We start from the raw sequence: 23772 nt of genomic DNA, 5'->3' as shown, positions 1-23772 counted from the left end.
TGATGGCTACGAGAATCTCGATGTGTTGGCTTCTGCGCTCGAACGGCTTGCCCCTAAAGAAAGCATCACAAATGCGTCGTTCTATCATCGCTAACCCGGCAGTCGAGAGGGACGCATCGGGGCTTCGCTGCTCGCGCCCCTCACTTCCACGTTGAACTAAACCGCTGACGCGGTGGCTGGTCTCGCGCAGGCCGCCACCGCGTTTTTCTTTGCGCGAGACTTGCGCAAAAGGCTTATGAGGACAAGCCTTCAGGCTGGGGAATGTTCCCCGGACTCTGAAGGAGATTGTCATGACACCCTTACGTCAACGCATGGTCGATGCCATGGTCACACGAGGTTTTGCCGAGCGTACCCAAGAGAGCTACGTCGAGGCCATCTCGCGCATAGCGCGCCACTACCACCGCAGCCCAGTACTGCTGAGCAAAGACGAAGTCAGCGCCTATTTGTTGCACTTGGTCAGCACCCGTCATCTGACCTACAGCACCATGAACCAGGCAGCTTGCGCAGCGCGCTTCCTGTCCAAGGCAGCCAGCTGCGCCTGCATGACATTGACAGCAGCGTTGACCGCATGAGTGTTCGCGTCTGTGGTGGCAAAGGCGGCAAAGACCGCTAAGCCCTTTTGAGTCCCAGCTTGTTGGATCAATTGCGCAGCTACTGCCACACCCATGGCCTGCACCACCCCCGCAAAAACCCAGGTGACTGGTTGTTTCCCAACAAACAGCTCAATGCCCCCACCGCCATAGAAAACATCCAGCGGGCCTACCAAGCTGCCCGACACTGCGCAGGCATCACAAAAGAAGGCGGCACCCACAGGCCAAAGCTTGGCGGGGCATTGTTGCCTGTCGCACGCCAGCACTGGGCGGCAAGCGCCTGGATTGCGATACCTGTGGCCACAGCCACTGGCAATACCACTCGTGTCGCAACCGGCACTGCCCGCAGTGCGGGGCACGCGCGCCAAGGAGGCCTGGCTGCAGGGCCGACTGGCTGAAGTGCTGAACGTGCCCTATGTGCATCTGGTGTTCACCTTGCCGCACAGCCTCAATGATTTGTATGGTGCCCACCCGCGTTGGGTGATTGATACGCTGTTTGCCAGTGTGGCGCAAGCCTTATCGGAGTTTGCAGCCAACCCAAAGTGGATGGGAGTAGAAGCTGGCACACCCGCCTTCAGTCTGGTGTTGCACACCTGGGGACAAGAGTTGCAGCGCCACATCCATGTTCACGCGGTGATGGCCTGTGGGGTGCTGGACAAGACGGGGCAATGGGCCCACGCCGGTACACAAGCCGGACTTCCTGTTTCCAACCCCTGCCTTATCTGCGGTGTTTCGTGACAAGTTCATGCAAGCGCTGGCAGCCGCCCACAAAGGCAAGCAAATTGAATGTGACCCACAAGGCGCACACAGCGATTGGTGCCAGCGCCAGAAACAACTCTACAAGCATGACTGGGTGGTGTATGCCAAAGCCCCACTGGGTGGCCCGGCCCAGGTGCTGGAGTACATCTCGCGCTACGCCCACCGCACGGCTATCAGCAATGAGCGTATTCGTTCCATCAACGAGGGCGAAGTGGCGTTCACGGTGCGTGCCAATGACAAGGGTGGCAAACGCATGCACAGGATGGGTGGCACAGAGTTTGTGCGCCGCTTCCTGCTGCATGTGCTGCCCAGCGGGGTCAAACGCATTCGGCACTACGGGGTGTTGGCCTCAAGCTGCAAGGGTGCAAAGCTCAATGCGGCACGGCTGGCGTTGCAGATGCCCTCCCTCAACCCGCAGGCGCTGGAGTCGGCTCAGGCCTTTATGGCACGGGTGGCCAAAATGGATGTGGGAGTGTGCCCGGTTTGCAAAGTGGGGCACTTGCGAAACAGTGCTGGCGGGGGCCGTGCTGCGTGGACTGTTGGCAAAGCCCGGTGCGGGCTTCAAAAGCTGGGCTGATTGGCGTGAATGTCAGGCTGTCTTTTGTCTATACGGGGTAGCTGGCCGACAGATTTGCGCCTGTGTCCCGCTATGATCCGATGCCACAAGCAGAGAAGAACCTTGCAATCCCCTATCGCCACCGCCCACGCAGGCGGTTCAGTCCAACATGGTTTATCCGCCGCAGGAGGTGTCTATGGTTTCTACAAGCATTGCAGCGCGGCGGATAAACGCTGATCGTTAGGCTTTTGGCGGTGCCTCTAAACCGCTACTTATCTGAAAGGGAAAGAAATGGCAAGTTATATTGAAGGCGCACTCATCAAAGATGAGAAAATTATCTACACAGGGCAAGTCAGCCTCTGGTCTCTTGTGCCCTTGATATTTTTTGGCTTTATCGGCCTAGCATTTTTTGGTCTTGGTCTGATTCTTTGGATCATTGCCTTCGTTCGGTACAAGACAACTGAAATGGCATTCACCAACAAGCGAGTGATTGCAAAATTTGGCTTCATCAGCCGACAGACCATTGAACTCAATATAACCAAAGTCGAGAGCATTCAAGTGAATCAAGGCATTCTTGGACGTATCTTTAATTTCGGCACCCTCATCGTCTCCGGCGCTGGCAATCCACAGGCACCCATTCCAGGAATTTCAGACCCAATGGCATTTCGACGTGCGTTCATGGAATCTCAGGATCAAGCTGCACAACCACAGCCAGCCTAACTGGTCGGCCCACACGGACACGCAACATCAAGTTGCCGCTTCGCGGCGTGTGTTGCGTGCCGGTAGCCGCCAACGTTAAACCGGAGTGTGGCGGTGCCATCGACACGACAGGGCTCATGTTTAGCGGCGGCCTTCGCGATGACTGTTTCACGCTCGCTAACGTCCATCCACCGAATGTCTTTCTATACCCCCAACGCGGGTCTCACAAGCCGTTTGGGCCAGAGCGGCGTTACATGCTATTTCAACTCGCCACAAATTTCCCCAATTCAGCAAAGTTGCTGATCTTGACAGTACCGTCTGGAAAACAGGAAATCACTTCGAGTCCACCGCCCATGGCTTCGATGTGGCTGCGCAGGGTGGACAAGTACATACCGGTCCGTTTTCTAGCTTGGCGATGGCTGGCTGTTGCACATGCAGCACGTCGGCCAGCATTTGTTGCGACAGTCCACGCGCTTGGCGCATCGCGTTGTGCTGCATCGCGGCCAGCATGCGTTCAGCCTGGGCAGCAGAGCGTTCTTGCGCCTGGAGTGTCTTGCGGGCACGTAATTCACTGAATTTATTTGCCATTGATTTATTCCTGTAGCGTATAAAAACCTGTTGAAGGCGGGCGGCAGGGTTGGCGGGCGCAGGCTCAATTCGCGTGGCGTGGCAGGCAGCGCACTGAAACAAACGGCGAGACCTCGGCAACCAGCCAACCCTAGCACTCACCCGCGAGCAAGCCGGAGAACGCCAACCCCGCCGCCCGCCTAGCGCCCATGCACCAACGGCTCAAACAAGCTACTTAATAAATAGCTGTCCGCGCTTATTCTAAAAGGGCTAGAGCTTGATTTCTTGCTTAAACACCCAAGCGCTACACCGGCTTGGCAAAGCCGTCTTCCACCCACTTGAGCGCACTGGCCCGGTTGAGTCTGAACGCGGGTGACACGCGCACCTGCGCCAGCAACTCGTCGCCATCGTCCTTGGCGCTCAACACCGCCAAGGGGTTGTCGTCATCCGGCGTGATGTCCAGGCACACAGTGACGCGACCGGTGCCGTGCGCCACGTTGATGCTCTGGTGCAGCGTGGCGTGCAACTGCTGTTCGCTGCGGCGCACAAACTCGCGGGCGGTTTTGACCAGGGTGTTGAAGGCGTTGACGTCCAGCGGCTTGGGGTTCTTTTTGTCGCGTCCCATGGTCCACGGGCCGGTCAAGGCGGGCTCGCAGGCACCGTCTTGCGTCATGGCCACGGCCCAGCCGTCGTCGTCTTCGTTTTTGATGACCTGGGCGGTCCAGCCATCGCTGCGCCACAGGCGGGGTTGTTGGGTTTTGTCGGGTAAATCAGTCACTGGTAAGTCGTTATCAATAAAAACGCTGGCAACAACCGGCGCTCAGGCCAGGATGCTAACCGGGCTGGCAGAACCCTCGCCTCTATCATTGCCCCATGTCCAATTTCGCTGCTTGCCCGTAACCTCCCGCCAAGCGCTGGATACCCGCGCTTCGTCGCTGATGCTTTTTCTGTGCGCGTTGTGGGGCCTGCAGCAAGTGGTGCTCAAGGCCACGGCGGCTGACATTGCCCCCATCATGCAGATCGCTTTGCGCTGCGGTGCTGCTGCTGTGCTGCTGAGCCTGTGGATGTGGTGGCGCAAGGAGCGCATGCGGGTGGATGACGGCACGCTGCGTCCGGGGTTGCTGGTGGCTAGCCTGTTTGCCGTGGAATTTTTGCTCTTGGGCGAGGGGCTGCGCCATACCTCGGCCGCGCACGCGGTGGTGTTTTTGTACACCGCGCCGATCTTTGTGGCGCTGGGCTTGCACTTGAAGCTGCCTTCTGAGCGCCCGTCGTCTGGGCCAGTTTGGTGTTTCAGTCGGTGCTGGTCTCGTTTGCCAGCTTTCTGACTTGGTTTTGGCTGCTGCGGCATTACCTGGCCGCGCGGCTGGGCGTGTTTTCGTTTCTGACAGCGTTGTTTGGCATGGGCTTTGGCGTCTGGTTGCTGGGCGAACCGCTGGAGCCGCGTTTTGTGCTGGGCGCGACGCTGGTGCTGGCTGGGGTGATGCTGGTCAGTAGCCACGGCTGGCTGAGTGCCGGGCGGGCCCACCGGGCACGGTCGTAAACTTGCCACCCCTGGCCACATTCCCCCCATCATTCATGAATACCCTGCCCGCGCTGCCCTGCTACCTGAACGGTGAATTCACCACCCTGCCCCACGCCAAGATCAGCGTGATGGACCGGGGCTTCATCTTTGGCGATGGGGTTTACGAAGTGGTGCCTGTGTACGGCGGGCAACTGTTTCGCTTTGAGCAGCACATGGCACGGCTCGGGCGCAGCCTGAAAGAATTGCGCATCAGCAACCCTGTCACGCGCGCGCAGTGGGCCGACATTGCAACCAGATTGATAGCTGACTACGCTCATTCCACAGGGGCTGGCGCCGAAAATACTGACCAATTGATTTACATCCAGATCACCCGTGGCGTGGCCATGCGCGACCATGTGATGCCCACTGACATCGCCCCCACGGTGTTTGTCATGACCAATGTGATGAAGCTGCCCAGCGTCGATCAGCGTGAAAAGGGCGTGGCCTGTGTGACGGCAGACGACTTCCGCTGGGAGAAAGCACACATCAAGGCCACCAGCTTGCTCGGCGCGGTGTTTGCACGCCAGATTAGTTTTGACGCTGACGCTCTGGAGACGGTGATGTTTCGCGGCGACAACCTGAGCGAAGCCGCCGCCAGCAATGTCTGGGTCGTGAAGGACGGCAAGCTCTTGGGCACACCCAAGGACAACCTGGTGCTCGAAGGCATTCGATACGGGCTTATTGAAGAAATTTGTGCAGCGCAGGGCATTTCGTTTGAGCTGCGCCGCATCAGCCGCGCTGAAGTGCTGTCAGCGGATGAGTTGCTGCTGTCATCCGCCACCAAGGAGGTGCTGCCCGTGACCCGGCTGGATGGCCTACCCGTGGGCAATGGCCAGCCAGGGCCGGTCTATGCACAGTTGTACGCCGGTTACCAAGGTGCCAAGGCGGCAGCGTTGTTGCACCCAAGCACCTAAAACCTAAAAAACTGCCTTCACGCGGCGCAATTTTCCCTCTTGAATTCAGCCATATCACCCACAAATAGACAGTCGCACAAGTATCAGCCGCCGCGGCGCGCTGGTTTTTTTTAATGCTTTGAAATCACCTCCAAACCCATGACCAAACAAACCCTTTCCTTCCAGGCCGAAGTTGCACAGTTGCTGCATTTGGTCACCCACTCGCTTTACTCCAACAAAGAGATTTTCCTGCGCGAGCTGGTCTCCAACGCCTCAGACGCTTGCGACAAGCTGCGTTTTGAAGCCATCAACGACAACGCGCTGTACGAGTCGGACACCGAACTCAAAATCAAAGTCACCTTTGACACCGATGCCAAAACGCTGACGATTACCGACAACGGTATTGGCATGAGCGAAGCCGAAGCCGTGGAGCACCTGGGCACCATCGCCAAGAGCGGCACCAAAGACTTCATGAGCAAGCTCAGTGGCGACCAAAAAGCCAACGCCTCGCAACAAGGCCAGTTGATTGGCCAGTTTGGTGTGGGCTTTTACTCTGGCTTTATCGTTGCCGACAAGATCTCAGTGGAGTCACGCCGCGCTGGCCTGACGCCAGCCGAAGGTGTGCGCTGGGTCAGTGGCGGTGCTGGCAACTTCGAGGTGGAGGCGATGGAGCGCGCTGAGCGCGGCACCAGCGTCACCCTGCACCTGCGCGATGACGCACTGGAATACGCCTCGGCCTGGAAGCTCAAGAGCATCATCAGCAAATACTCTGACCACATCAGCCTGCCTATCCTGATGGAAAAGGAAGAGTGGAAAGACGGCGAGTTGATCAACCCATCGGACGAGTCCGGTGGCCGCCAACCTGGTGGCATGGTCAAGACCGGCGAGTGGGAAACCGTCAACAAGGCCAACGCCATTTGGGCGCGGGCCAAAAAAGACATCACCGCCGACGAGTACACCGAGTTTTACAAGCAGATCAGCCAAGATCAAGACGCCCCGCTGGCCTACACCCACAACCGCGTAGAAGGCAGCACCGAGTACACGCAGTTGCTGTACATCCCGGGCAAGGCGCCGTTTGACTTGTTCAACCGCGAAAAATCTGCCGGCGTCAAGCTCTACGTCAAACGCGTCTTTATCATGGACGACGCCGACAACCTGATGCCCACCTACCTGCGTTTTGTCAAAGGCGTGGTCGACTCATCCGACCTGCCACTGAACGTCAGCCGTGAGCTGCTGCAAGAGAGCCGCGACGTGAAAGCCATCCGCGAAGGCTGCACCAAGCGCGTGCTGGGCATGCTCGAAGACCTGGCCAAGCACGACAAGCTGCCTGCGCCCGCTACCGAAGAGGCAACAGAAACCGCTGAAAGCGTCACCGACGTGCAGACTGCTGAAGAAAAAGCCGAGACTGAGGCCAACGTCGGCAAGTACACCAAGTTCTACAAAGAATTTGGCGCGGTGTTGAAAGAAGGCCTGGGCGAAGACTTTGGCAACAAGGACCGCATTGCCAAGCTGCTGCGCTTTGCCAGCACCACCTCTGACGCCGCCAGCGTGAGCTTTGCCGACTACAAGGCGCGCATGAAAGAGGGCCAGGAAAGCATTTACTACATCACCGCCGACAGCCTGGCCGCCGCCAAGAACAGCCCGCAACTTGAAGTCTTCAAGAAAAAAGGCATTGAAGTGCTGCTGATGACCGACCGCGTGGACGAATGGGCGCTGAACTACCTGTATGAGTTTGACGACACCCCGCTGCAAAGCGTGGCCAAGGGCGCGGTTGATCTGGGCAAACTGCAAGACGACGCCGAGAAAAAAGCCGCTGAAGAAGCCGCGGAAACCTTCAAGCCGTTGCTGGCCAAGCTCAAGGAAGCCCTGAAAGACAAGGCTGAAGACGTGCGCGTGACCACCCGCCTGGTCGACAGCCCTGCGTGTCTGGTGGTGCAGGACCACGGCATGAGCACCCAGTTGGCCCGCATGCTCAAGCAAGCCGGTCAGGCCGCCCCTGAGACCAAGCCGGTGCTGGAAGTCAACGCCGAACACCCGCTGGTGAAAAAACTCGAAGGCTCGGTGCACTTCAACGACTTGGCGCATATTCTGTTCGACCAGGCGTTGCTGGCCGAAGGCGGCCTGCCCGAAGACCCGGCGGCTTATGTCAAACGGGTGAATGCGCTGCTGGTGTGAGTTGTGTAGGAAATCGGCCTCTAGCCCTTATAGAATAAGCGCTAGATGCTACAAATTAAATAGTACAAGCCTCGCAGTCGTACTGACTGGCGAGGCTTTTTATTGGAGCGATGATGCCCAAAGTGCGCTGCAAAGCTGTCACTTCGAAGCGCAAAACGCTAGTTGGCAGACACCGCAAAACATCACAGACCGTTAGCGCAACGACGAAGATCTACGCGCCGCATTCAAGCAACTAGAACTGGTGTTCCAGGCACCCGTCGGATCAAAACAAGCTGATGAGCGTGATCTGCTGGTCACGCTGATTGAAGCTTATGAACAAAAGCATTCCCCCATCGGCCCGCCACCAGTGAAGCCCGTCACCCAGTTGGCGCCATGAAAATATATATTTGTATATAAAATGCAGCATGGTCGTTGAAAAAATTCTTGAATGGGTGGGTTCATCAAAACGTGACCTGATGAACTTCCCTGAAGACGTGCGGCGTGCCATGGGTTACGCCCTGGGGGTTGCTCAATTGGGGGCCAAACATCCATCTGCCAAGCCCTAGAAAGGTGAAGGCTCCGGGGTGCTGGAGGTTGTGGAGTCTGCGCAAGGCAATGATTACAGAGCGGTTTACACACTTCGTTTTACCAATGTGGTCTACGTGTTGCATTGCTTTCAAAAGAAATCACCCAACGGCATCCGCACAGCCAAGACAGATATCGAACTGGTCCACCAGCGGCTCAAAGCCGCGCAGCAACACTATGAGGAACACTATGGCAAAGCAAGCTAAGACAGCCATTCTGGACACAGAATTTGAGCGCAGTAGCGGCAACGCTTTTGCTGACCTGGAACTGGCGCAACCCGAAGAACTTAAAACCAAGCTGGTGCTCGCCGCAAGGTTAAATGAGCGCATCAAGGCACTGCATTTGAAGCAGTCCGAAATCGGTGCGCGGCTTGGGCTGGCACAACCCAATGTTTCGGCTCTGCTGAACTATCGGCTGGACAACTTTTCTTCAGAAAAATTGTTGGCATTTTTCAACGCCCTGGGCTACGACGTTGATTTTCTGATTCGCCCAACCACCGCAACGCAACGTGGTACGACGCGGGTGCTGATGGCGGCCTGATTTGAAACAGGTCCAGTCGCATCGACTATTCCGACGCGGTGCTCGCTGCTTACATTTAAGTAGCACTCTGCGCAACTTACATCAGGGCTACGGGCCGATTTCTCACTGAAAACTAGATTAACCAAGTCATCGCCCATGAATGCGTTGCTGGTTTGATTTATATAGAAAAGTAGCTGCTAGCCCTTCTAAAATAAGGGCTAGCAGCTACCTACTAAATAGCAAAAGACCAGGGCTCTTCGTTGCGGTTCAGTGCTTCGCTCGGGAAGGTGGCAGAAGGCGCTCACACTCCTCTTTGGCGGCGGCGTAACACTCACAAGCCTGTGCCTCAAGCCGAGTGCGGTTCACCATGGTGATGCTGCCTCGCGCCTTGGTGATCAAGCCATCTTTTTGCATCTTGCTGCTGTACAAGCGGTCAAAACTCATCAACAGCCAGCGGCTGAACTGTTGCTCTACCGAATGGTGCTGATTACACACTGCCATCTGCGAGGTCTGGCATATCAGTGCTTGGGTGTAAAGCAGCGCCAAATTTTGTAACTTGCCGCCCTGCTCGAACTCGTGCTTCATGACTTTGCGGCTAAGCCGGTAGGCCTGGCCGGCGCTTTGCACCTCGGTGCTACTGGGCATGCTGTCACCTCCCATGTAAATCGAAATACCAACCAAATCTTCGTTGCCCATCAGCGCAATTTCACTCGATGAGCCATCTTCTAGCGCATATATCAGCGAGACGATGCCCGAAACTGGGCAATGCAAGTACCTGACGTGGTCACCAGACTCCGACATGGTCCATCCCAGGGGCATCTCCACAAGCTCCAGGTCGGGCAGCAGGCACTGGCATTGCGCCGGGGGAAGTGCCGCCAGAATCTGATTTAGCTTCGGGCCGGGTGCGACTGGTTTGACGGGTTTGGCGGGTTTGGACATTTTTTTTGTAAAAATCAGGGAGCGCCTAATGCATCCCTTACCCCATCCCTTACCCCATGCGGCAAAACACGGGGCAGGCCATCTTGACGCCCAGTGCCCACTGGCCCAGCGCGGCGTCAAGCTGCTTCGTAATGCGGGCTCAGTCGCACTGTCTCGCCAATGATCACCAAGCCGGGTTGCGGTCCATAAGACGGCGCCAGCGTCACCAGCCGACGCAAACCGGTGGCCCAGACGCGCTCGGTGGTGCGGGTGCCATCGCGCACAACGGCGGCAGGCGTGTCGGGCGACAAGCCGTGCAGTATGAGTTGCTCGGCAATGTGCGGCAAGCGCTGCACACCCATGTAGAACACGCGGGTCTGGCCGGGTCGCGCCAGCGCCGCCCAGTCATACGCATCCCTGTCGTCGGCCAGATGGCCGGGCAGGAAAACACAGCTGCCTGCCAGATTGCGGTGGGTCAGCGGAATGCCCGCCGACATTGAGCAGCCGCTGGCCGCCGTGACACCGGGCACCACTTCAAACCCAATGCCCTCGGCTTGCAGGGCTTGCACTTCCTCACCACCGCGTCCAAAAACAAACGGGTCGCCGCCCTTTAGGCGCACCACCTGCCGCCCTGCCTGGGCATGCTGCACCAGCAAGGCGTTGATCTGCTCTTGTGGCACCGAGTGGTTGCCCAGCGCCTTGCCAACGTAGAGGCGCTCGGCACTGGCTGGGATTTGGTCTAGCACGTCTTGGGTAATCAGGCGGTCATGCACCACGATGTGGGCACGTTTGAGTCGATCCAGCGCACGCAGCGTCATCAAATCCGCCGGGCCGGGGCCTACGCCAACAATGTAAACAAAACCTTTCTGGGGGGTCGCTGAACTCGATTGCATCGTTATTTTCCGGTCTTTGGTCAACCACCTGATGGTTCATGGGTGGGCCGTCACAACAGACGGTGGTGGATGATACAGGCGGTATTAGCCCACTCTGGCTGCACAAGGTTGGCCCTCGGATGTGAAGCCGTCATGCGGAAGTTGCGCATTCAAAGCCAATACACCGCCGCCCCAAACAATCACAGACTATCCCGGATAATCGCAGCCCAATGTCTTCCCCTCCCCCTCACGGTTTCCTCTCGCTTGCCCATAGAAATTCCCGAGTCGCTGGCCGCATCAGGCAAGACCGCGCCGCCAACCAAGGTGGCCATGGCCTGGGCGCAGTTGCGCAACCTATGACCTCCGCAATACGCTGCGTGGCTGCCCCGCGCATCCAAGGCTGGTGCCCCGGTGCGCTGCAGCCGATGCTGGCAGACGACGGCTGGGTGGTGCGCATTCGCCCGCCGATGGGGCGGCTCACGCACGCGCAATCCAGCGGCATTGCCCCGCTGGCCACCCTTTATGCACAGCACACCGTGGAGCCCACCAGCCGTGCCAATCTGCAGCTGCGTGGCGTCGCCGAACCGGATTACCCGCCGCTCTTAACTGGCTCGCAGGAACTGGGCCTGGTGGACTCGGATATACACACTGAATCGCGCCGCAACCTGCTGCTGGCGCCGTTCTGGGAAAAGGAAGACGCAACCACTGAAATAGCCCGCGCTCTGACCCTGGCGCTAGGCTCAGCCGACGCACCGGCCTTGCCGGGCAAGTTTGGCTTTGCGCTGGACTGTGGCGAGGTTCCAGTGCTGCGCACCAGTTTCGCCGATGTGCGGATTGAATGCTGTGGCGCAGGCTTTCTGGTGTATGCCGATGGCAGCGCCACCGGTGCGCTGGGCCGCAAGGAAGATGTGCCGGCATTAGCCATGGCCTTGGCGCATTGGTTTGTGGCGGCGGGAGGCTTGGCCCGGTCGCACCGACGCATGGCGGCGCTGGCCCCGTTGCGACTGACACCTTGGCGCAGCGTGTTGCTTGAGGGTGTGCGGGACGTCCCCGTCTTGCCAGACCTCATCACCCAGGCGGGCGATGCGCGCTTGCGTATCAGCGCCTGCACCGGCGCGCCGGGTTGTGGGCAGGCGGCGGCTGTGACCCGACCGCTGGCCCGCGCACTGGCGACATCACTTCGTGCCGGGCAGACCTTGCATGTGTCCGGCTGCACCAAGGGTTGCGCCCACCCCGCAGAGACATTAACCAGCGTAGCCACTGCCGACGGCTATAACTTGATCCAACGAGGAACCGCAGCCTCAGCGTCCGACTGGTCGGGCCTGAGCCCTGCGGCATTAACCGCTTTGCTACTCAACTTACCGTATGCGACATCTTTATGAAACCGATGGCGAAGCCATCTACCGCCAGTCATTTGCCATCATCCGCGCAGAAGCCGATCTGGCACGCTTCGATGCCGTGGAAGAAATGGCCGCGGTGCGCATGATGCATGCGGCTGGCATGGTCGGGCTGCAAGCCCAGATCGAGTTCACACCCGGCATGGCCATAGCAGCACGCAAGGCACTGGAAGCCGGCGCCCCAATTTTGTGTGACGTGCGCATGGTGAGTGAGGGCATCACGCGCACGCGTTTGCCCGCAAACAACGCCATCATCTGCACCTTGCAGGAGCCCCAAGTGCGCGAACTGGCACTCGCAATGGGCACCACCCGTAGCGCGGCGGCCGTAGAGCTGTGGCGCCCGCATCTGGCGGGGGCGGTGGTGGCCATTGGTAACGCACCGACTGCCTTGTTTCACCTGCTGAACATGCTGCAAGACCCGGATTGCCCGCGCCCTGCCGCCATCATTGGCTGCCCGGTAGGGTTCGTCGGGGCCGCAGAATCCAAAGTTGCCCTCATGGCCGCACCGCCAGTGCCAGCCATGGTGGTGCACGGCAGGCTGGGGGGCTCAGCCATCACGGTGGCCGCCATCAACGCGCTGGCCAGCCGGAGGGAAATTTAATGGGCCGCATTGTTTGCGCGGGCTTAGGGCCGGGTGACCCCGATCTGATGAGTGTGCGCTCGGACCGTGCCATTCGCAGCGCCGCCCACGTGGCCTATTTCCGCAAAAAAGGCCGCCCAGGCCAGGCTAGGCAAATTGTCGAAGGCATGCTGGGCGCTGGGGTTGTTGAATACCCCATGGAATACCCAGTGACGACTGAACTGCCCTTTGACAGCCCGGAGTACATCCATTGCCTGGCCACTTTCTACGACGCCTGGGCGGCGCGGCTGGTTGCGCTGGCACAGACACAAGAGGTGCTGGTGCTGTGCGAAGGTGACCCGTTTTTCTATGGCTCGTTCATGCACTTGTACAGCCGCCTGCAGGGGCGCGCCCAAGTGGACGTGATTCCGGGCATACCCGGCATGGTGGGCTGCTGGTCGGCCACGCAAACTCCCATGACCTGGGGCGACGACGTGATGACGGTGCTGATGGGTACCTTGCCCGATGCGGAACTGCAGCGGCATATGCAAACGGCGGATGCACTGGTCATCATGAAGACCGGGCGCAATTTACCGCGCATCCGTCGGGCGCTGCAAGCCACCGGGCGCCTGGAGCAAGCTTGGCTGGTCGAGCGCGGCACCATGCCAGGGCAGAGTGTGTTGCCTTTGGCCCAGGTGGACGGTAACGATTGCCCTTACTTCGCCATCGTGTTGGTACATGGCCAAGGACGCCGTCCGGAGGTGCAGGAATGAGCACCGTAACAAACCCATCCCAGCCTGAGCACGGCTGGTTGTGCATTGCGGGCTTGGGGCCGGGCGACGAGAGTTTGGTAACGCCCGCCGTCAGCGAAGCGCTGGCGCAAGCCACGGATGTGGTGGGCTACATCCCATACGTGGCGCGCGTGTTGGCGCGCCCTGGCCTGACGCTGCATGCGTCGGATAACCGGGTGGAAATGGACCGAGCGCGTGCCGCCTTGGCCCTGGCGGCAACTGGCCACAAGGTGGTGGTGGTGTCGTCCGGCGACCCGGGTGTATTCGCCATGGCCGCCGCAGTCTTCGAGGCGCTGGAGGGGCAGCCGCACTGGCAGGAGTTGGACATTCGCGTGCTGCCTGGCATTACCGCCATGCTGGCCGCTGCCGCCAAGGCCGGGGCGCCTTTGGGTCACGACTTTTGCGCCATCAACCTCAGCGACAACCTCAAACCCGCCAGCCTGATCGAAGCCCGTGTGCGCGCCGCCGCTGGTGCTGACTTTGCCATGGCCTTTTACAACCCGCGTTCCGCCAGCCGACCGGACACCTTCGTGCGCGTGCTCGCGCTGCTGCTGAAGATTTGCGGCCCTGATCGGCTCATTACTTTTGCCCGAGCCGTGAGCACGCCAGAGGAGCGCATCCGCACGGTCACTTTGGCGCAGGCGCGGCCTGACATGGCCGACATGCGCACGATCGTCATCGTCGGCAATGCCGCCACCAGACAGGTAGGTCGCTTTGTTTACACGCCACGCTCTGCGTTGGCAGCAGCGTCGTCATGAGCGCCCGCCAGCCAGCGCAACACCGCATCAACGTGACTCACCGAGGGGCGCGGCGGGATGCTTGGGCGCTGAATCAGAATGACCCGCAAGCCCAGGGCGCGGGCCGCACGAAGCTTGGCTTCTGCGCCGCTACCGCCCGAATTTTTGGCCACCACATGGGTGATGCGGTGTGCTCGCAACAAAGCGGTGTCTGCGGCTTCGTTGAAAGGGCCGCGCGCCAGCACGATGTGTCCTCGCTGCGCAGGCAGCGCCACGCAAGCATCCACCAAGCGGAGCAAGAACCAATGGTTTGTGCTATCCAAAAAGGGCGCCACATGCTGGCGTCCAATTGCCAGAAAGATACGCGCCGGGGCTTCAGGCAAGGCGCGTGCTGCGCCGACCATATCCAGCACCAGCTGCCAGCGGTCACCCGGCTGAGCCTGCCAAGCCGGGCGCTCCAAGGCCAGCAAAGGCGTGCCGGTGGTGGCGCAGGCGGCCACGGCGTTACAACTCATCTGGGCAGCAAACGGATGGGTAGCGTCCACCACATGGGTGATGCGCTGCTGCGCCAGCCAAGTGCACAAACCCTCAACGCCACCAAAACCGCCCACCCGCGTCGGCAGGGGCTGCGCCAGCGGCGAGTCGGTTCGACCTGCATACGAAAAAATAGCGTCTATCTGCGCGGCGGCCAGGGCCGCCGCCAACTGGCTGGCTTCGGTGGTGCCACCCAACACGAGAACACGCGCTATGGCTGAACCATGGCTTTCAATCATTGGCATAGGTGAAGATGGGTTGCATGGTCTTTCAGATCGTAGCCGATCGGCTCTGGCCAAAGCACAGCTTGTGATCGGGGGCGACAGACATCTGGCCTTAGCCGAAGTGGGTGCACGCGGCATCGCCTGGCCAGTGCCATTTGACATAGCCCCTGTGCTGGCATTGCGCGGCCAGCCGGTGGCGGTGCTGGCGTCTGGTGATCCGTTTTGGTTTGGTGCGGGCGGCAGCTTGGCGCAACACTTGGATGCAGGCGAATGGCAAGCCTTTGCGGCACCTTCTACCTTTGCCTGGGCCGCCTCCCGCCTTGGCTGGCGGCTGGAGGCGGTGCATTGCTTTGGCTTGCACGCGGCCCCGTTTGCCCGCACCCGCCAGGCGCTGCAGCAAGGCCAACGTCTGCTGTGCTTGCTGCGCGATGGCAAGGCCGTCGTCGATTACGCCAGTTGGTTGACGTCGCAAGGTGGCGGTGCGTCACGGCTCTGGGTCATGGAGCGCTTGGGCGGCCCCCGGGAACGCCTACGCCAAACGACCGCGCGCGCGTGTGACTTTTCCGACGTTGTGGCACCGGTTGCCGTGGCGGTAGAGGTGCTGGGCCTGCAAGGCTTGGCGCGCACACCGGGGCGCCCAGACACCGATTTTGCGCACGATGGCCAGATCACCAAATCGCCGATGCGCGCAATTACTCTGGCGGCGCTGGCGCCACGCCAAGGCGAGCATCTGTGGGACCTTGGAGCGGGCTGCGGATCGATCGCCGTGGAGTGGTGTCTGGCGGGTGGCTCGGCCAGTGCCGTGGAGCTGCGTGCAGACCGGGTGGCCAACATTGAGGCCAACGTCTTGCGCTTTGGTTTGGACGCTGTCCTGACCGTGCTGCAAGGCGCTGCACTGCCCGCACTGCGTGATCTGCCACCGCCCGACGCCGTGTTTGTGGGTGGCGGCTTTGACTTGGCGCTGTTCGACGCTTTGCGGGCGGTTGTGCCGCCAGGCTGCCGCCTGGTCGTCAACGCCGTTACCCTTGAAACTCAATCGGCGCTGCTGCAACTGCACGCGCGCTACGGTGGCGAGTTGCTGCAGATTGATGTGGCGCAGGCCGCGCCGCTGGGGCGCATGCGCGGCTGGCAGCCTAGCCGCCCGGCGTTGCAGTGGAGTACCCGGCTGTGAGAGGCAAACCATGAGCGTGGCTGGTTTCGGGTTTCGTGCCGCCGCCACAGCCGAGTCTCTGCGCAGCGCCCTAGAAATTGCACTGGCGCAATCCGACCGATCAAACTCGCTGACTGCGCTGGCTACGGCGTGGGACAAAGCGGCTGCACCCGAGTTTCTGCGCTTTGCAGCTCAATGCAGGCTACCGGTGTTAGCCATACCCGCCGACGCACTGCAACTGCAAGAGGCGCAGGCCAGCGTCCAGGTACCCGCGCGCTATGGACATCGCAGTCTGGCTGAATCTGCGGCGCTGGCAGGCGCTGGCCCGGGCGCCCAATTGCGGGTACCGCGTTGTGTCTCTGCAGACCGCCTGGTGACAGCCGCAATTGCTACAACTATCCCTGAAAATACCTACCCATGACTGTTCACTTTATTGGTGCGGGCCCTGGCGCCCCTGACTTACTGACCTTGCGCGGCCGCGACTTGATTGCTGCCAGCCCGGTGTGTTTGTATGCGGGCTCCTTGGTTCCCGAAGGCGTTTTGGCGCATTGCCCGCTGGGCGTTCGGCTGGTTAACACGGCGCCCTTGTCTCTTGAGCAAATCGTGGATGAGATCCGCGCTGCGCATGCGTTGGGCCAAGATGTGGCGCGCTTGCACTCGGGCGACTTGTCTGTCTGGTCCGCCATGGGCGAGCAACTGCGCTGCCTGCGCGAAGAGGGTATTGCTTACACGGTGACACCGGGTGTGCCCTCTTTTGCGGCAGCCGCCGCTGCGCTAGAGGCGGAGCTGACCCTGCCGGGGCTAAGCCAGTCGGTAGTGTTGACCCGCACCTCGGGCCGAGCGTCGGCCATGCCGGAGGCGGAGAACTTGCACAACTTTGCGCGCACCGGCGCGGTGCTGGCCATCCACCTCTCCATCCACGTGTTGGCCCGCGTGGTCGGCGAATTAACGCCCCATTACGGTGCAGACTGCCCCGTGGCGGTGGTGTGGCGCGCCAGTTGGCCAGACGAGCGCGTGGTGCGGGCCACACTGTCCACCGTGCTGGCTGCGGTGGACGAAGGCATGGACCGCACAGCGCTTATTCTGGTGGGGCGGACCTTGGGCGCGCAGGACTTTGCCGCCAGCCGCCTGTATGCCGGCGACTACGACCGACGCTATCGCCCGGTGGGCACGCACCCACGTTTTCCGGACGACAGTACCCCATGATCGAACTCAGCCTGATCGGCATGGGCATGGGCAACCCGGATCACATTACTCGCCAAGGCGTGGCTGCTCTGAACGCTGCTGACCTAATCCTGGTGCCGCGCAAAGGCGCAGACAAGGCAGACTTGGCGGACGTGCGCAGCCAACTGTGCAAAGAGCTGCTCACCAACCCGGCGACACGCATGGTGCCATTTGACATGCCGGTGCGCGACAGCGCCGACCCAGACTACCAAGGCGGAGTTAACCGCTGGCACGATGCGATTGCCCTGCTTTGGCTGGCAGCCATCAAAACCCACCTACCCCAGGGCGGCCGCTTGGCACTGCTAGTGTGGGGCGATCCGTCGCTGTATGACAGCACGCTGCGCATTGCCGCGCGCTTAGGCCAGCAGTTGCCCTTGCGCGTCTCGGTCGTGCCTGGCATTACCGCCTTACAAGCGCTGACAGCGGCCCATGCCATGGCACTGAATGAAATCAACGCCCCAGTCGTCATCACCACCGGACGCCACTTGCGCGACCACGGCTGGCCGCCACAAGCCAGCACGGTGGCGGTGATGCTGGACGGGCAGTGCAGCTTTCAGCACATGTCACCTGAGGGCATCACCATCTGGTGGGGCGCGTATCTCGGCATGCCACAGCAAATTTGCATCAGCGGCCCGTTGGCCGAGGTTAGCGGGCAAATTCTTGCGCAGCGTGAGGCTGCGCGGGCGGCCCATGGCTGGATCATGGACACCTATCTGTTACGCAAGAGTTCAGTGTCGATTAACTGAGGGCGGTGGTTGGTACGCCGCTCCATGACAGCGCTGTCTGAGGCATTTGAATGGCTCGTGCGCCATCGTTCAGCGCACGTATGAGGCATAGCAACCGTCTCAAAAAGGTGCGCAACCTGCAACCTGCACGCTGGACTCGCCAGGCGAAGGCGCACGTTGGTAAGCCGCGCCCCAGCGCTCGGCCAGCGTCGCGCAACGCCCCAGGGCGCGCTTGCGCTCTTCAAAATCAACCACGACCACATTGACAGCACCCACGGGCGCCGCTGGTATTTCAAGCGTGCGGCCATCGGTTAACAACCACAACCAGCTTGCCTGTGGCGTCGTCATACCCCGGTGCTGGGCGTGCGCCAGCAGCTGGTTGGCATGTTCCAGCGCCTGGGCCAAGGGGGTTCCACCACCGCCGGCGCATTGCAAAACGCGAACTGCCGCCGCGCGGCGCGCTGGTCCTGGCGCCAACAGCAGTTCCACCCCTGCACCGCCAAATACCAGCAAACCTACCTGATCACCCGCACGCGCAGCCTGCTCAATCAAGCGTGCCGCATACCCCTTGGCCAAAGCCAGACGCCCACCTTGGCGCATGGAGCCCGAGGTGTCCAACAACAGCAAATGCAGGCGCACAGGTGCAACCACTGCTGTACGGTGGCGCAGGTGAATGCGTTGCAAAGGCTGCGCGCCCTTGGCGAGCAAGGTCGGCAGCCACGCCACACGGCCGCCAGCACTGGCCTGCTGAACCTCAGAACCTGAGTTCACCGCCGGCTTTTGCCACCGCCCGCCGCTGCGCCCCCCGCCGGGGTTGCGGCTGGGGTGGCTCAGGCTTTTTTTGCAGGCCACCCCGCCACAGTGTGTACCCGAGTCGTGGCCACGGGTTGGGGTGGCAGCGCGCCCCAGTCCCCTCGCGGCTGGGGCGTTGCGCTGGATGGAGAGCCAGAGGAATCGCTCTGTTTTTCGCTGGGCGCGCGTGGCGGTGAGGGCTTGGCCGCACCGTCAGGGCCGGAAGCTTGGTGCGGGGCGCCACCGCCGCTGCTTGCATCCGTGCGACGGTGCGCCAAGGCCAACTCTGCGACCACATCCACATCCTCCACCGTCACCGCCTGGCGCCCTTGCAAGGCCGCCCAGGCGCGAGCCGCGCGCAGCATGACCAAATCTGCGCGCACACCGTCCACGCCTGCGGAAAGTGCCCATTGCGCAGCACGGGCCAGCACTGCGTCAGACCACGCCAGCCGTGGCAAGGCCGCGCGCGCGGTGGCCACTTGCACGGCCAAGTTCTGCAACGCCTCGGCATGGCTGGCGTGCAGGGCCTGCGGCGCGTCGTCAAAGGCCAAACGCACTTGCAAAATCGCTTGGCGCTCAGTGGGGTCACGCTGGTTCTCCAGCGCCACCAACAGGCCAAAGCGGTCCAGCAATTGCGGGCGCAACTCGCCCTCTTCGGGATTCATGGTGCCGACCAGCACAAAGCGCGCCGCATGTTGTTGCGAGATGCCGTCGCGCTCCACGGTATTGACGCCACTGGCAGCCACGTCGAGCAGGGCATCCACCAGCGCATCCGGCAACAGATTGACCTCATCCACATACAACACCCCGTGGTGCGCGCGCGCCACCAGCCCCGGGGCCAACCGGAGCTGGCCATCGCGCAGCACGTCCTCCACATTCAGCGTGCCGACGAGTTGCTCCAGACTGGCGGCCAGCGGCAGGGTCACAAACGGCGCCTGCGGCAGCAAGTCCGCCAGCGCGCGGGCCGCGGTAGATTTGGCCGTGCCCCGGGGGCCGCTGATCAACACACCGCCAATGCCGGGGTCGATGGCGACCAGCAGCAAAGCGCGTTGCAGCGTCTGCTGGCCAACGAGCGCGGTAAAGGGAAACACCTTTGGCCGGGTGGCCATCAACTCGGTCATGGGGCAATATCCTTGTTCAAGAAAGTCATATCTTCGCAAGATTCCAGCTGCTGCTCCAAGGCCAACAAATGGTCTTCAATTCGGGGGCGGTGGTCGCCAGGCTCGGCCCACAAGCCGCGGCGCATGGCCTCCAGCAGGCGCTCGCCAATGCCGCGCAGCGCCTGCGGATTGTGCTGCTGCAAAAACGCCCGCGTGTCGCCGTCGTGGACATAGGCATCGGCGAGCAACGCGTATTGGTGGTCGCCCACCACGCCGGTGGTGGCATCAAACGCAAACAAGTAATCCACCGTCGCAGCGATCTCAAAAGCGCCCTTGTAGCCGTGGCGCTTCATGCCGTCCAGCCACTTGGGGTTGACCGCGCGCGACCGCACCACGCGCGCCACTTCCTCGCCCAAGGTACGAATGCGCGGCGCACCGGGGACGCTGAAGTCGCCGTGGTACAGCGCCGCTGGGAGACCCGAGAGATGCTCCACCGCTGCTGCCATGCCGCCCTGGAACTGGTAGTAGTCGTCCGAATCCAGGATGTCGTGCTCGCGGTTGTCCTGGTTCTGCAACACCGCGTCGACGCTCGCCAGGCGTTGCTCGAACGCACCACGCGCCGCGCTGCCGTGTTCGTCTTGCCCATAGGCAAAGGCACCGGCGCGCAGGTAGGCCTGGGCCAGATCGCCGCTATCGGTCCAGTTACCACTGCCTATCAGCTCTTGCAGACCGGCGCCATAACCGCCAGGGCGCGGGCCGAACACACGCCAGGTGGACGCACGCTGCGCCTCGGTCTCGCCTACCCCGTCTGCCTGGGCCTGCGCCGTCTCGCGCAGCACGCGGGCGCGAATCGGATTCACTGAATCTGGCTCGTCTTCTTCCGATATTGCGGCCACGGCGCGCACAGCGGTGTCGAACAGATCGATCACATTGGGAAAGGCATCGCGAAAGAAGCCAGAGACACGCAGCGTCACGTCAATGCGCGGGCGGTTCTTTAGTGTCATCGGCAGGATTTCAACATCGACCACGCGGGTGCTGCCTGCCGCCCACTTGGGCCGCACGCCCAACAGCGAAAACGCCTGCCCAATGTCTTCGCCACCGGTGCGCATGGTGCTGGTGCCCCACACCGACAAGCCGACCGATTGCGGATAGTTGCCATGGTCTTGCAAATGGCGCTCCACCAAGCGGTCGGCCGCTTTGGCACCCATCAAGTAGGCGGTGGGGGTCGGCACCGCCCGCGTGTCCACACTGTAGAAGTTGCGCCCGGTGGGCAGCACATCAGGCCGCCCACGGGTGGGTGCGCCGCTGGGGCCTGGCGGCACAAAGCAGCCCGAGAGGCCGCGCAGCAGTTGCGCCATTTCGTTGGGGCCACAGGCGTCCAAGCGAGGGCGCAAGGTTTGGCAGATGCGCTGCAACACCGGTGCCGAGCAGGGCCAAGTCAAAGCATCCAACGCATGGCCATATTCCAGCGTCGAACTCACCAGTTGCGCGGCCAGCAACTCCAGCCGTTCACGCGTGTGCCCGGCGTGGCGCCAGGGCTGGTCACTGAGTTGCTGCAGCTCGTCGGGTCGTGGCCCCTGCCAGGGCAGCGCCCATTCGGGACTGAGCGGATCAAAGCCCAGAACGGTGGATAAGCCCAAGTCTTGCGCTAAAACCGCCAACAAACTCCCTTGGCCTGGGCCTCTACCACCCGGAAAACGGGCCAGCGCTACCAAGGTATCGGTACGCTGGCGGCCCTGCGGTGAGCAGCCCAGAATGTGCAGGCCATCGCGAATCTGCGACTCCTTAATTTCGCACAGGTAGGCGTCCAGGCGAAGCAGCAGCGCTTCGCGGGCGGCATCGTCTGCCGGTTTCTCAAAGCCCAGCTCCCGGTGCAAGCTGTTTGCCAACACGCCCTCCAGAATGCTGACGCGCAGCAGCTTGGCACGGCGCGGGTCCAGCGACAAGGCCTCGTAATACTCGTCCATTTGCCGCTCCAGCGCCTGCAGCGGGCCATAGGTTTCAGCACGGCTCATGGCGGGCATCAGGTGGTCGATGATGACCGCCTGCGTGCGCCGTTTGGCCTGGCTGCCTTCACCGGGGTCATTGACGATAAAGGGGTACAGGTGTGGCAGCGGGCCCAGAATGGCATCAGGCCAGCAGGCCGCGCCCAACGCCACACTTTTGCCGGGCAACCATTCAAGATTGCCGTGCTTGCCGACGTGCACCACCGCGTCTACGGCAAAGTCGCGGCGCAGCCAAAAGTAAAACGCCAGGTAGTTGTGCGTGGGCACCAAATCGGCATCGTGGTAGGTGGCCACCAAGTCCAGGTCCCGACCGCGCGCGGGCTGATTGCCCACGAAAACGTTGCCATAGCGCTGGCCCGACACCATGAAACGGCCTGCGCGCACCATCGTGTCCTGCTCGGGCAAACCCCATAAGGCATTCACCGCCGCCTGGCTCTCGGCGGGCAAAGTGTGAAAGTCAGCCAAGTAATCGACTATGGCCAGGCTTTGGCCGGCGGGACGAGCGCCGTTGGCGTCTAGGTTGTTGGTCACGCCGCGCACCAGTTCCGCCATGAGGGCGTCACTGTTTTCGGGCAGAGTGCCGGTGGCATAGCCGGTATCGCGCAAAGCTTGCAAAATCAGCACAGTGGAGGCCGGTGTGTCCAGCCCAACGCCATTGGCCAGACGGGAATCGTCATTCGGGTAGTTGGCAAGAATCAGCGCCACGCGTTTGGCGGCGTTGGGTTTGTCGCGCAGCACACACCAGCGGCGCGCTAGCTCGGCGACAAAAGCAATGCGCTCGGGCTCGGGTTCGTAGCGCACGACGTCGACCTCAGCGCGCTCGCAGCGCCATGCCAGCGCTTTGAAGCTGATGGCTCGGGTGCCAATGCGGCCATCAACCTCGGGCAACACCACCTGCATGGCCAAGTCGCGCGGTGCCAAGCCATGCGGGTCGGCCTGCCATTGCTCGTGCGAGCAACCCGCGGTGATGAGCTGCAGCACCGGCGCATCGCCTGCAATGCGGTTGGCAAGTGACGCCGATGGCAGGCCCGGCGCATCGTCATCGCCGCCAAGCGCTGCCACGGCAAAACTGGTGGCATTCAAGACTACCGCCACACGGTGCTGCGCCGCCACCTGTTGCAGCAAGGCAAAGCTGGCCGAATTCTTCAGTGAATCCACCGCCACCGCCACGCCATTGACACCCACCTGACTCAATGCAGCCAACATGGCGTCAAAGAGCCCGGTGTTGCCGGACTCATAGTGCGCACGGTAAAACACCAGCAAGGCCACCGGCGCACCGGACAGCCAAGCGGCCTGGTCAAGTTGCGGCTGGTACACCAGCGCGGGCGGCAACACCACCGCCGCTACCGGGCGCGCGCCCAGACCAAAAACCGTATGGCCGATAAACTGAAAGAAGTTACGCGCGTTGTCGCGTCCCCCCTCGCGCAGGCAACGCCACAAGTGGCGGCTGTCGTCTTGCGGCGCGGTGCTGCGGATGAGCAACTGCGGGTCTTCGGAAAAATCCCCGGAGAACATGGCCAGCCACTGCCCACGCTCCTGCGCCCTTTCCATGGCCTGTTCCACGACATAGGCCCAATCACTGGGCGCGCCCAAGTGGTCGATGATGACCACGCGGGCGTGGCGCAGCACCTCATCCACATACAGGTCCATGCTGGCGGGCTGGCGCAGCCACATCAGATTCGCCAGGCGCACCGTGGGGAAGCTGGCACCCAGGCTGGCGACCGCATCGGCCAATAGCGACAGGGTGGTGTCAGCCGCACTCAGCACCACGATGTCGCCGGGGGTTTGCGCCACCCGCACCACGCCCAGACCATCGTCTTCGACGTAGCCGCCGGGGCGGGTGGCGAGCAGATGCATGGC

22 protein-coding genes and 3 pseudogenes are annotated in these 23772 nt (G+C 61.5%); 16 read left to right on the top strand and 9 right to left on the bottom strand.

Features of this window, described 5'->3' with window-relative positions; genetic code table 11:
- Nucleotides 1–290 precede the first annotated feature (290 nt).
- The 3 genes and pseudogenes from BLL52_RS06920 to BLL52_RS06910 all read left to right on the top strand — a co-directional run bounded on the left by BLL52_RS06920 (nucleotide 291) and on the right by BLL52_RS06910 (nucleotide 2625).
- A complete protein-coding gene (locus BLL52_RS06920; RefSeq protein WP_083633830.1) occupies nucleotides 291–572 on the top strand; it encodes a site-specific integrase in 282 nt (93 codons plus the stop codon).
- A 205-nt stretch (nucleotides 573–777) separates the two neighbouring features.
- Nucleotides 778–1926: pseudogene (locus BLL52_RS21975) on the top strand (IS91 family transposase).
- A 270-nt stretch (nucleotides 1927–2196) separates the two neighbouring features.
- Nucleotides 2197–2625 carry a PH domain-containing protein gene (locus tag BLL52_RS06910; protein ID WP_075585971.1) on the top strand — a complete coding sequence of 143 codons (429 nt, stop codon included), beginning with the start codon at nucleotides 2197–2199 and terminating at the stop codon, nucleotides 2623–2625.
- A gap of 312 nt (nucleotides 2626–2937) precedes the next feature.
- Here the strand turns inward: BLL52_RS06910 and BLL52_RS21830 are convergent, their stop codons facing one another.
- The gene (locus tag BLL52_RS21830) at nucleotides 2938–3192 is read right to left on the bottom strand and encodes a helix-turn-helix domain-containing protein (RefSeq protein WP_338065728.1); all 255 of its coding nucleotides are present in this window, start codon (nucleotides 3190–3192) and stop codon (nucleotides 2938–2940) included.
- Between the two features lie 283 nt (nucleotides 3193–3475).
- Entirely contained in the window at nucleotides 3476–3949 is a 474-nt protein-coding gene (locus tag BLL52_RS06900) for a hypothetical protein (RefSeq protein WP_075585970.1), read from the bottom strand.
- Between the two features lie 160 nt (nucleotides 3950–4109).
- Here BLL52_RS06900 and BLL52_RS06895 point away from each other — a divergent pair.
- From BLL52_RS06895 to htpG, 3 genes and pseudogenes are all read left to right on the top strand, one after another.
- Nucleotides 4110–4711 (top strand): annotated as a pseudogene (locus tag BLL52_RS06895) (EamA family transporter).
- A 35-nt stretch (nucleotides 4712–4746) separates the two neighbouring features.
- Complete coding sequence (locus tag BLL52_RS06890) at nucleotides 4747–5646, top strand: D-amino acid aminotransferase (RefSeq protein WP_075585969.1); 900 nt, start codon at nucleotides 4747–4749, stop codon at nucleotides 5644–5646.
- A gap of 138 nt (nucleotides 5647–5784) precedes the next feature.
- The gene (gene htpG / locus BLL52_RS06885; RefSeq protein ID WP_075585968.1) at nucleotides 5785–7800 is read left to right on the top strand and encodes a molecular chaperone HtpG; all 2016 of its coding nucleotides are present in this window, start codon (nucleotides 5785–5787) and stop codon (nucleotides 7798–7800) included.
- A 262-nt stretch (nucleotides 7801–8062) separates the two neighbouring features.
- On the opposite strand, the gene BLL52_RS20950 is transcribed toward htpG, so the two are convergent.
- Nucleotides 8063–8287 carry a hypothetical protein gene (locus BLL52_RS20950; RefSeq protein WP_162274830.1) on the bottom strand — a complete coding sequence of 75 codons (225 nt, stop codon included), beginning with the start codon at nucleotides 8285–8287 and terminating at the stop codon, nucleotides 8063–8065.
- On the opposite strand from BLL52_RS20950, the pseudogene BLL52_RS06880 reads away from it, so the two are divergent.
- Nucleotides 8205–8570, top strand: a pseudogene (locus BLL52_RS06880) (type II toxin-antitoxin system RelE/ParE family toxin). The gene BLL52_RS20950 and the pseudogene BLL52_RS06880 sit on opposite strands and share 83 nt — an antisense overlap.
- Complete coding sequence (locus tag BLL52_RS06875; RefSeq protein WP_075585967.1) at nucleotides 8554–8904, top strand: helix-turn-helix domain-containing protein; 351 nt, start codon at nucleotides 8554–8556, stop codon at nucleotides 8902–8904. The pseudogene BLL52_RS06880 and the gene BLL52_RS06875 overlap by 17 nt, the downstream one beginning before the upstream one ends.
- Nucleotides 8905–9150: 246 nt before the next feature.
- On the opposite strand, the gene BLL52_RS06870 is transcribed toward BLL52_RS06875, so the two are convergent.
- The gene (locus tag BLL52_RS06870) at nucleotides 9151–9822 is read right to left on the bottom strand and encodes a Crp/Fnr family transcriptional regulator (protein WP_075585966.1); all 672 of its coding nucleotides are present in this window, start codon (nucleotides 9820–9822) and stop codon (nucleotides 9151–9153) included.
- Between the two features lie 116 nt (nucleotides 9823–9938).
- Entirely contained in the window at nucleotides 9939–10694 is a 756-nt protein-coding gene (gene cobA / locus BLL52_RS06865) for a uroporphyrinogen-III C-methyltransferase (RefSeq protein WP_075585965.1), read from the bottom strand.
- Nucleotides 10695–11029: 335 nt separating this feature from the next.
- On the opposite strand from cobA, the gene BLL52_RS06860 reads away from it, so the two are divergent.
- From BLL52_RS06860 to cobJ, 4 genes are read left to right on the top strand one after another with little or no spacing between them, the layout of a single operon-like run.
- Nucleotides 11030–12055, top strand: coding sequence for a hypothetical protein (locus BLL52_RS06860; RefSeq protein WP_075585964.1), 1026 nt, complete (start codon nucleotides 11030–11032; stop codon nucleotides 12053–12055).
- Nucleotides 12039–12671, top strand: coding sequence for a precorrin-8X methylmutase (locus BLL52_RS06855; RefSeq protein ID WP_075585963.1), 633 nt, complete (start codon nucleotides 12039–12041; stop codon nucleotides 12669–12671). Before BLL52_RS06860 ends, BLL52_RS06855 begins: the two co-directional genes overlap by 17 nt.
- Nucleotides 12671–13402, top strand: a complete 732-nt coding sequence (cobI, locus tag BLL52_RS06850; RefSeq protein WP_075585962.1) for a precorrin-2 C(20)-methyltransferase — start codon at nucleotides 12671–12673, stop codon at nucleotides 13400–13402. Before BLL52_RS06855 ends, cobI begins: the two co-directional genes overlap by 1 nt.
- Nucleotides 13399–14178 (top strand): precorrin-3B C(17)-methyltransferase, encoded by a 780-nt coding sequence (cobJ, locus tag BLL52_RS06845; RefSeq protein WP_075585961.1) that lies wholly within the window; start codon nucleotides 13399–13401, stop codon nucleotides 14176–14178. The genes cobI and cobJ overlap by 4 nt, the downstream gene beginning before the upstream one ends.
- Here cobJ and BLL52_RS06840 read toward each other — a convergent pair.
- Nucleotides 14139–14936, bottom strand: a complete 798-nt coding sequence (locus BLL52_RS06840; RefSeq protein WP_083633833.1) for a cobalt-precorrin-6A reductase — start codon at nucleotides 14934–14936, stop codon at nucleotides 14139–14141. The genes cobJ and BLL52_RS06840 overlap by 40 nt on opposite strands.
- Here BLL52_RS06840 and cbiE point away from each other — a divergent pair.
- From cbiE to cobF, 4 genes are read left to right on the top strand one after another with little or no spacing between them, the layout of a single operon-like run.
- Nucleotides 14905–16086 (top strand): precorrin-6y C5,15-methyltransferase (decarboxylating) subunit CbiE, encoded by a 1182-nt coding sequence (cbiE, locus tag BLL52_RS06835; RefSeq protein WP_075585960.1) that lies wholly within the window; start codon nucleotides 14905–14907, stop codon nucleotides 16084–16086. The genes BLL52_RS06840 and cbiE overlap by 32 nt on opposite strands.
- A gap of 10 nt (nucleotides 16087–16096) precedes the next feature.
- Nucleotides 16097–16486 carry a cobalamin biosynthesis protein gene (locus BLL52_RS06830; RefSeq protein WP_075585959.1) on the top strand — a complete coding sequence of 130 codons (390 nt, stop codon included), beginning with the start codon at nucleotides 16097–16099 and terminating at the stop codon, nucleotides 16484–16486.
- A complete protein-coding gene (gene cobM, locus BLL52_RS06825) occupies nucleotides 16483–17271 on the top strand; it encodes a precorrin-4 C(11)-methyltransferase (RefSeq protein WP_075585958.1) in 789 nt (262 codons plus the stop codon). The genes BLL52_RS06830 and cobM overlap by 4 nt, the downstream gene beginning before the upstream one ends.
- Complete coding sequence (cobF, locus tag BLL52_RS06820) at nucleotides 17268–18035, top strand: precorrin-6A synthase (deacetylating) (RefSeq protein ID WP_075585957.1); 768 nt, start codon at nucleotides 17268–17270, stop codon at nucleotides 18033–18035. Before cobM ends, cobF begins: the two co-directional genes overlap by 4 nt.
- 99 nt (nucleotides 18036–18134) lie before the next feature.
- Here cobF and BLL52_RS06815 read toward each other — a convergent pair whose 3' ends face one another.
- The 3 genes from BLL52_RS06815 to cobN are packed head-to-tail and all read right to left on the bottom strand — an operon-like array spanning nucleotide 18135 to nucleotide 23769.
- Nucleotides 18135–18785, bottom strand: coding sequence for a vWA domain-containing protein (locus tag BLL52_RS06815; protein ID WP_075585981.1), 651 nt, complete (start codon nucleotides 18783–18785; stop codon nucleotides 18135–18137).
- A gap of 59 nt (nucleotides 18786–18844) precedes the next feature.
- A complete protein-coding gene (locus BLL52_RS06810) occupies nucleotides 18845–19927 on the bottom strand; it encodes a magnesium chelatase ATPase subunit I (RefSeq protein WP_075585956.1) in 1083 nt (360 codons plus the stop codon).
- A complete protein-coding gene (gene cobN, locus BLL52_RS06805; protein ID WP_075585955.1) occupies nucleotides 19924–23769 on the bottom strand; it encodes a cobaltochelatase subunit CobN in 3846 nt (1281 codons plus the stop codon). The genes BLL52_RS06810 and cobN overlap by 4 nt, the downstream gene beginning before the upstream one ends.
- Nucleotides 23770–23772 lie beyond the last annotated feature (3 nt).

The sequence above is a fragment of the Rhodoferax antarcticus ANT.BR genome (assembly GCF_001938565.1).
Taxonomy (GTDB): domain Bacteria; phylum Pseudomonadota; class Gammaproteobacteria; order Burkholderiales; family Burkholderiaceae_C; genus Rhodoferax; species Rhodoferax antarcticus.
The sequence above is the reverse complement of the archived record's forward strand: the minus strand, read 5'-3'. Positions and strand labels throughout refer to the sequence as shown.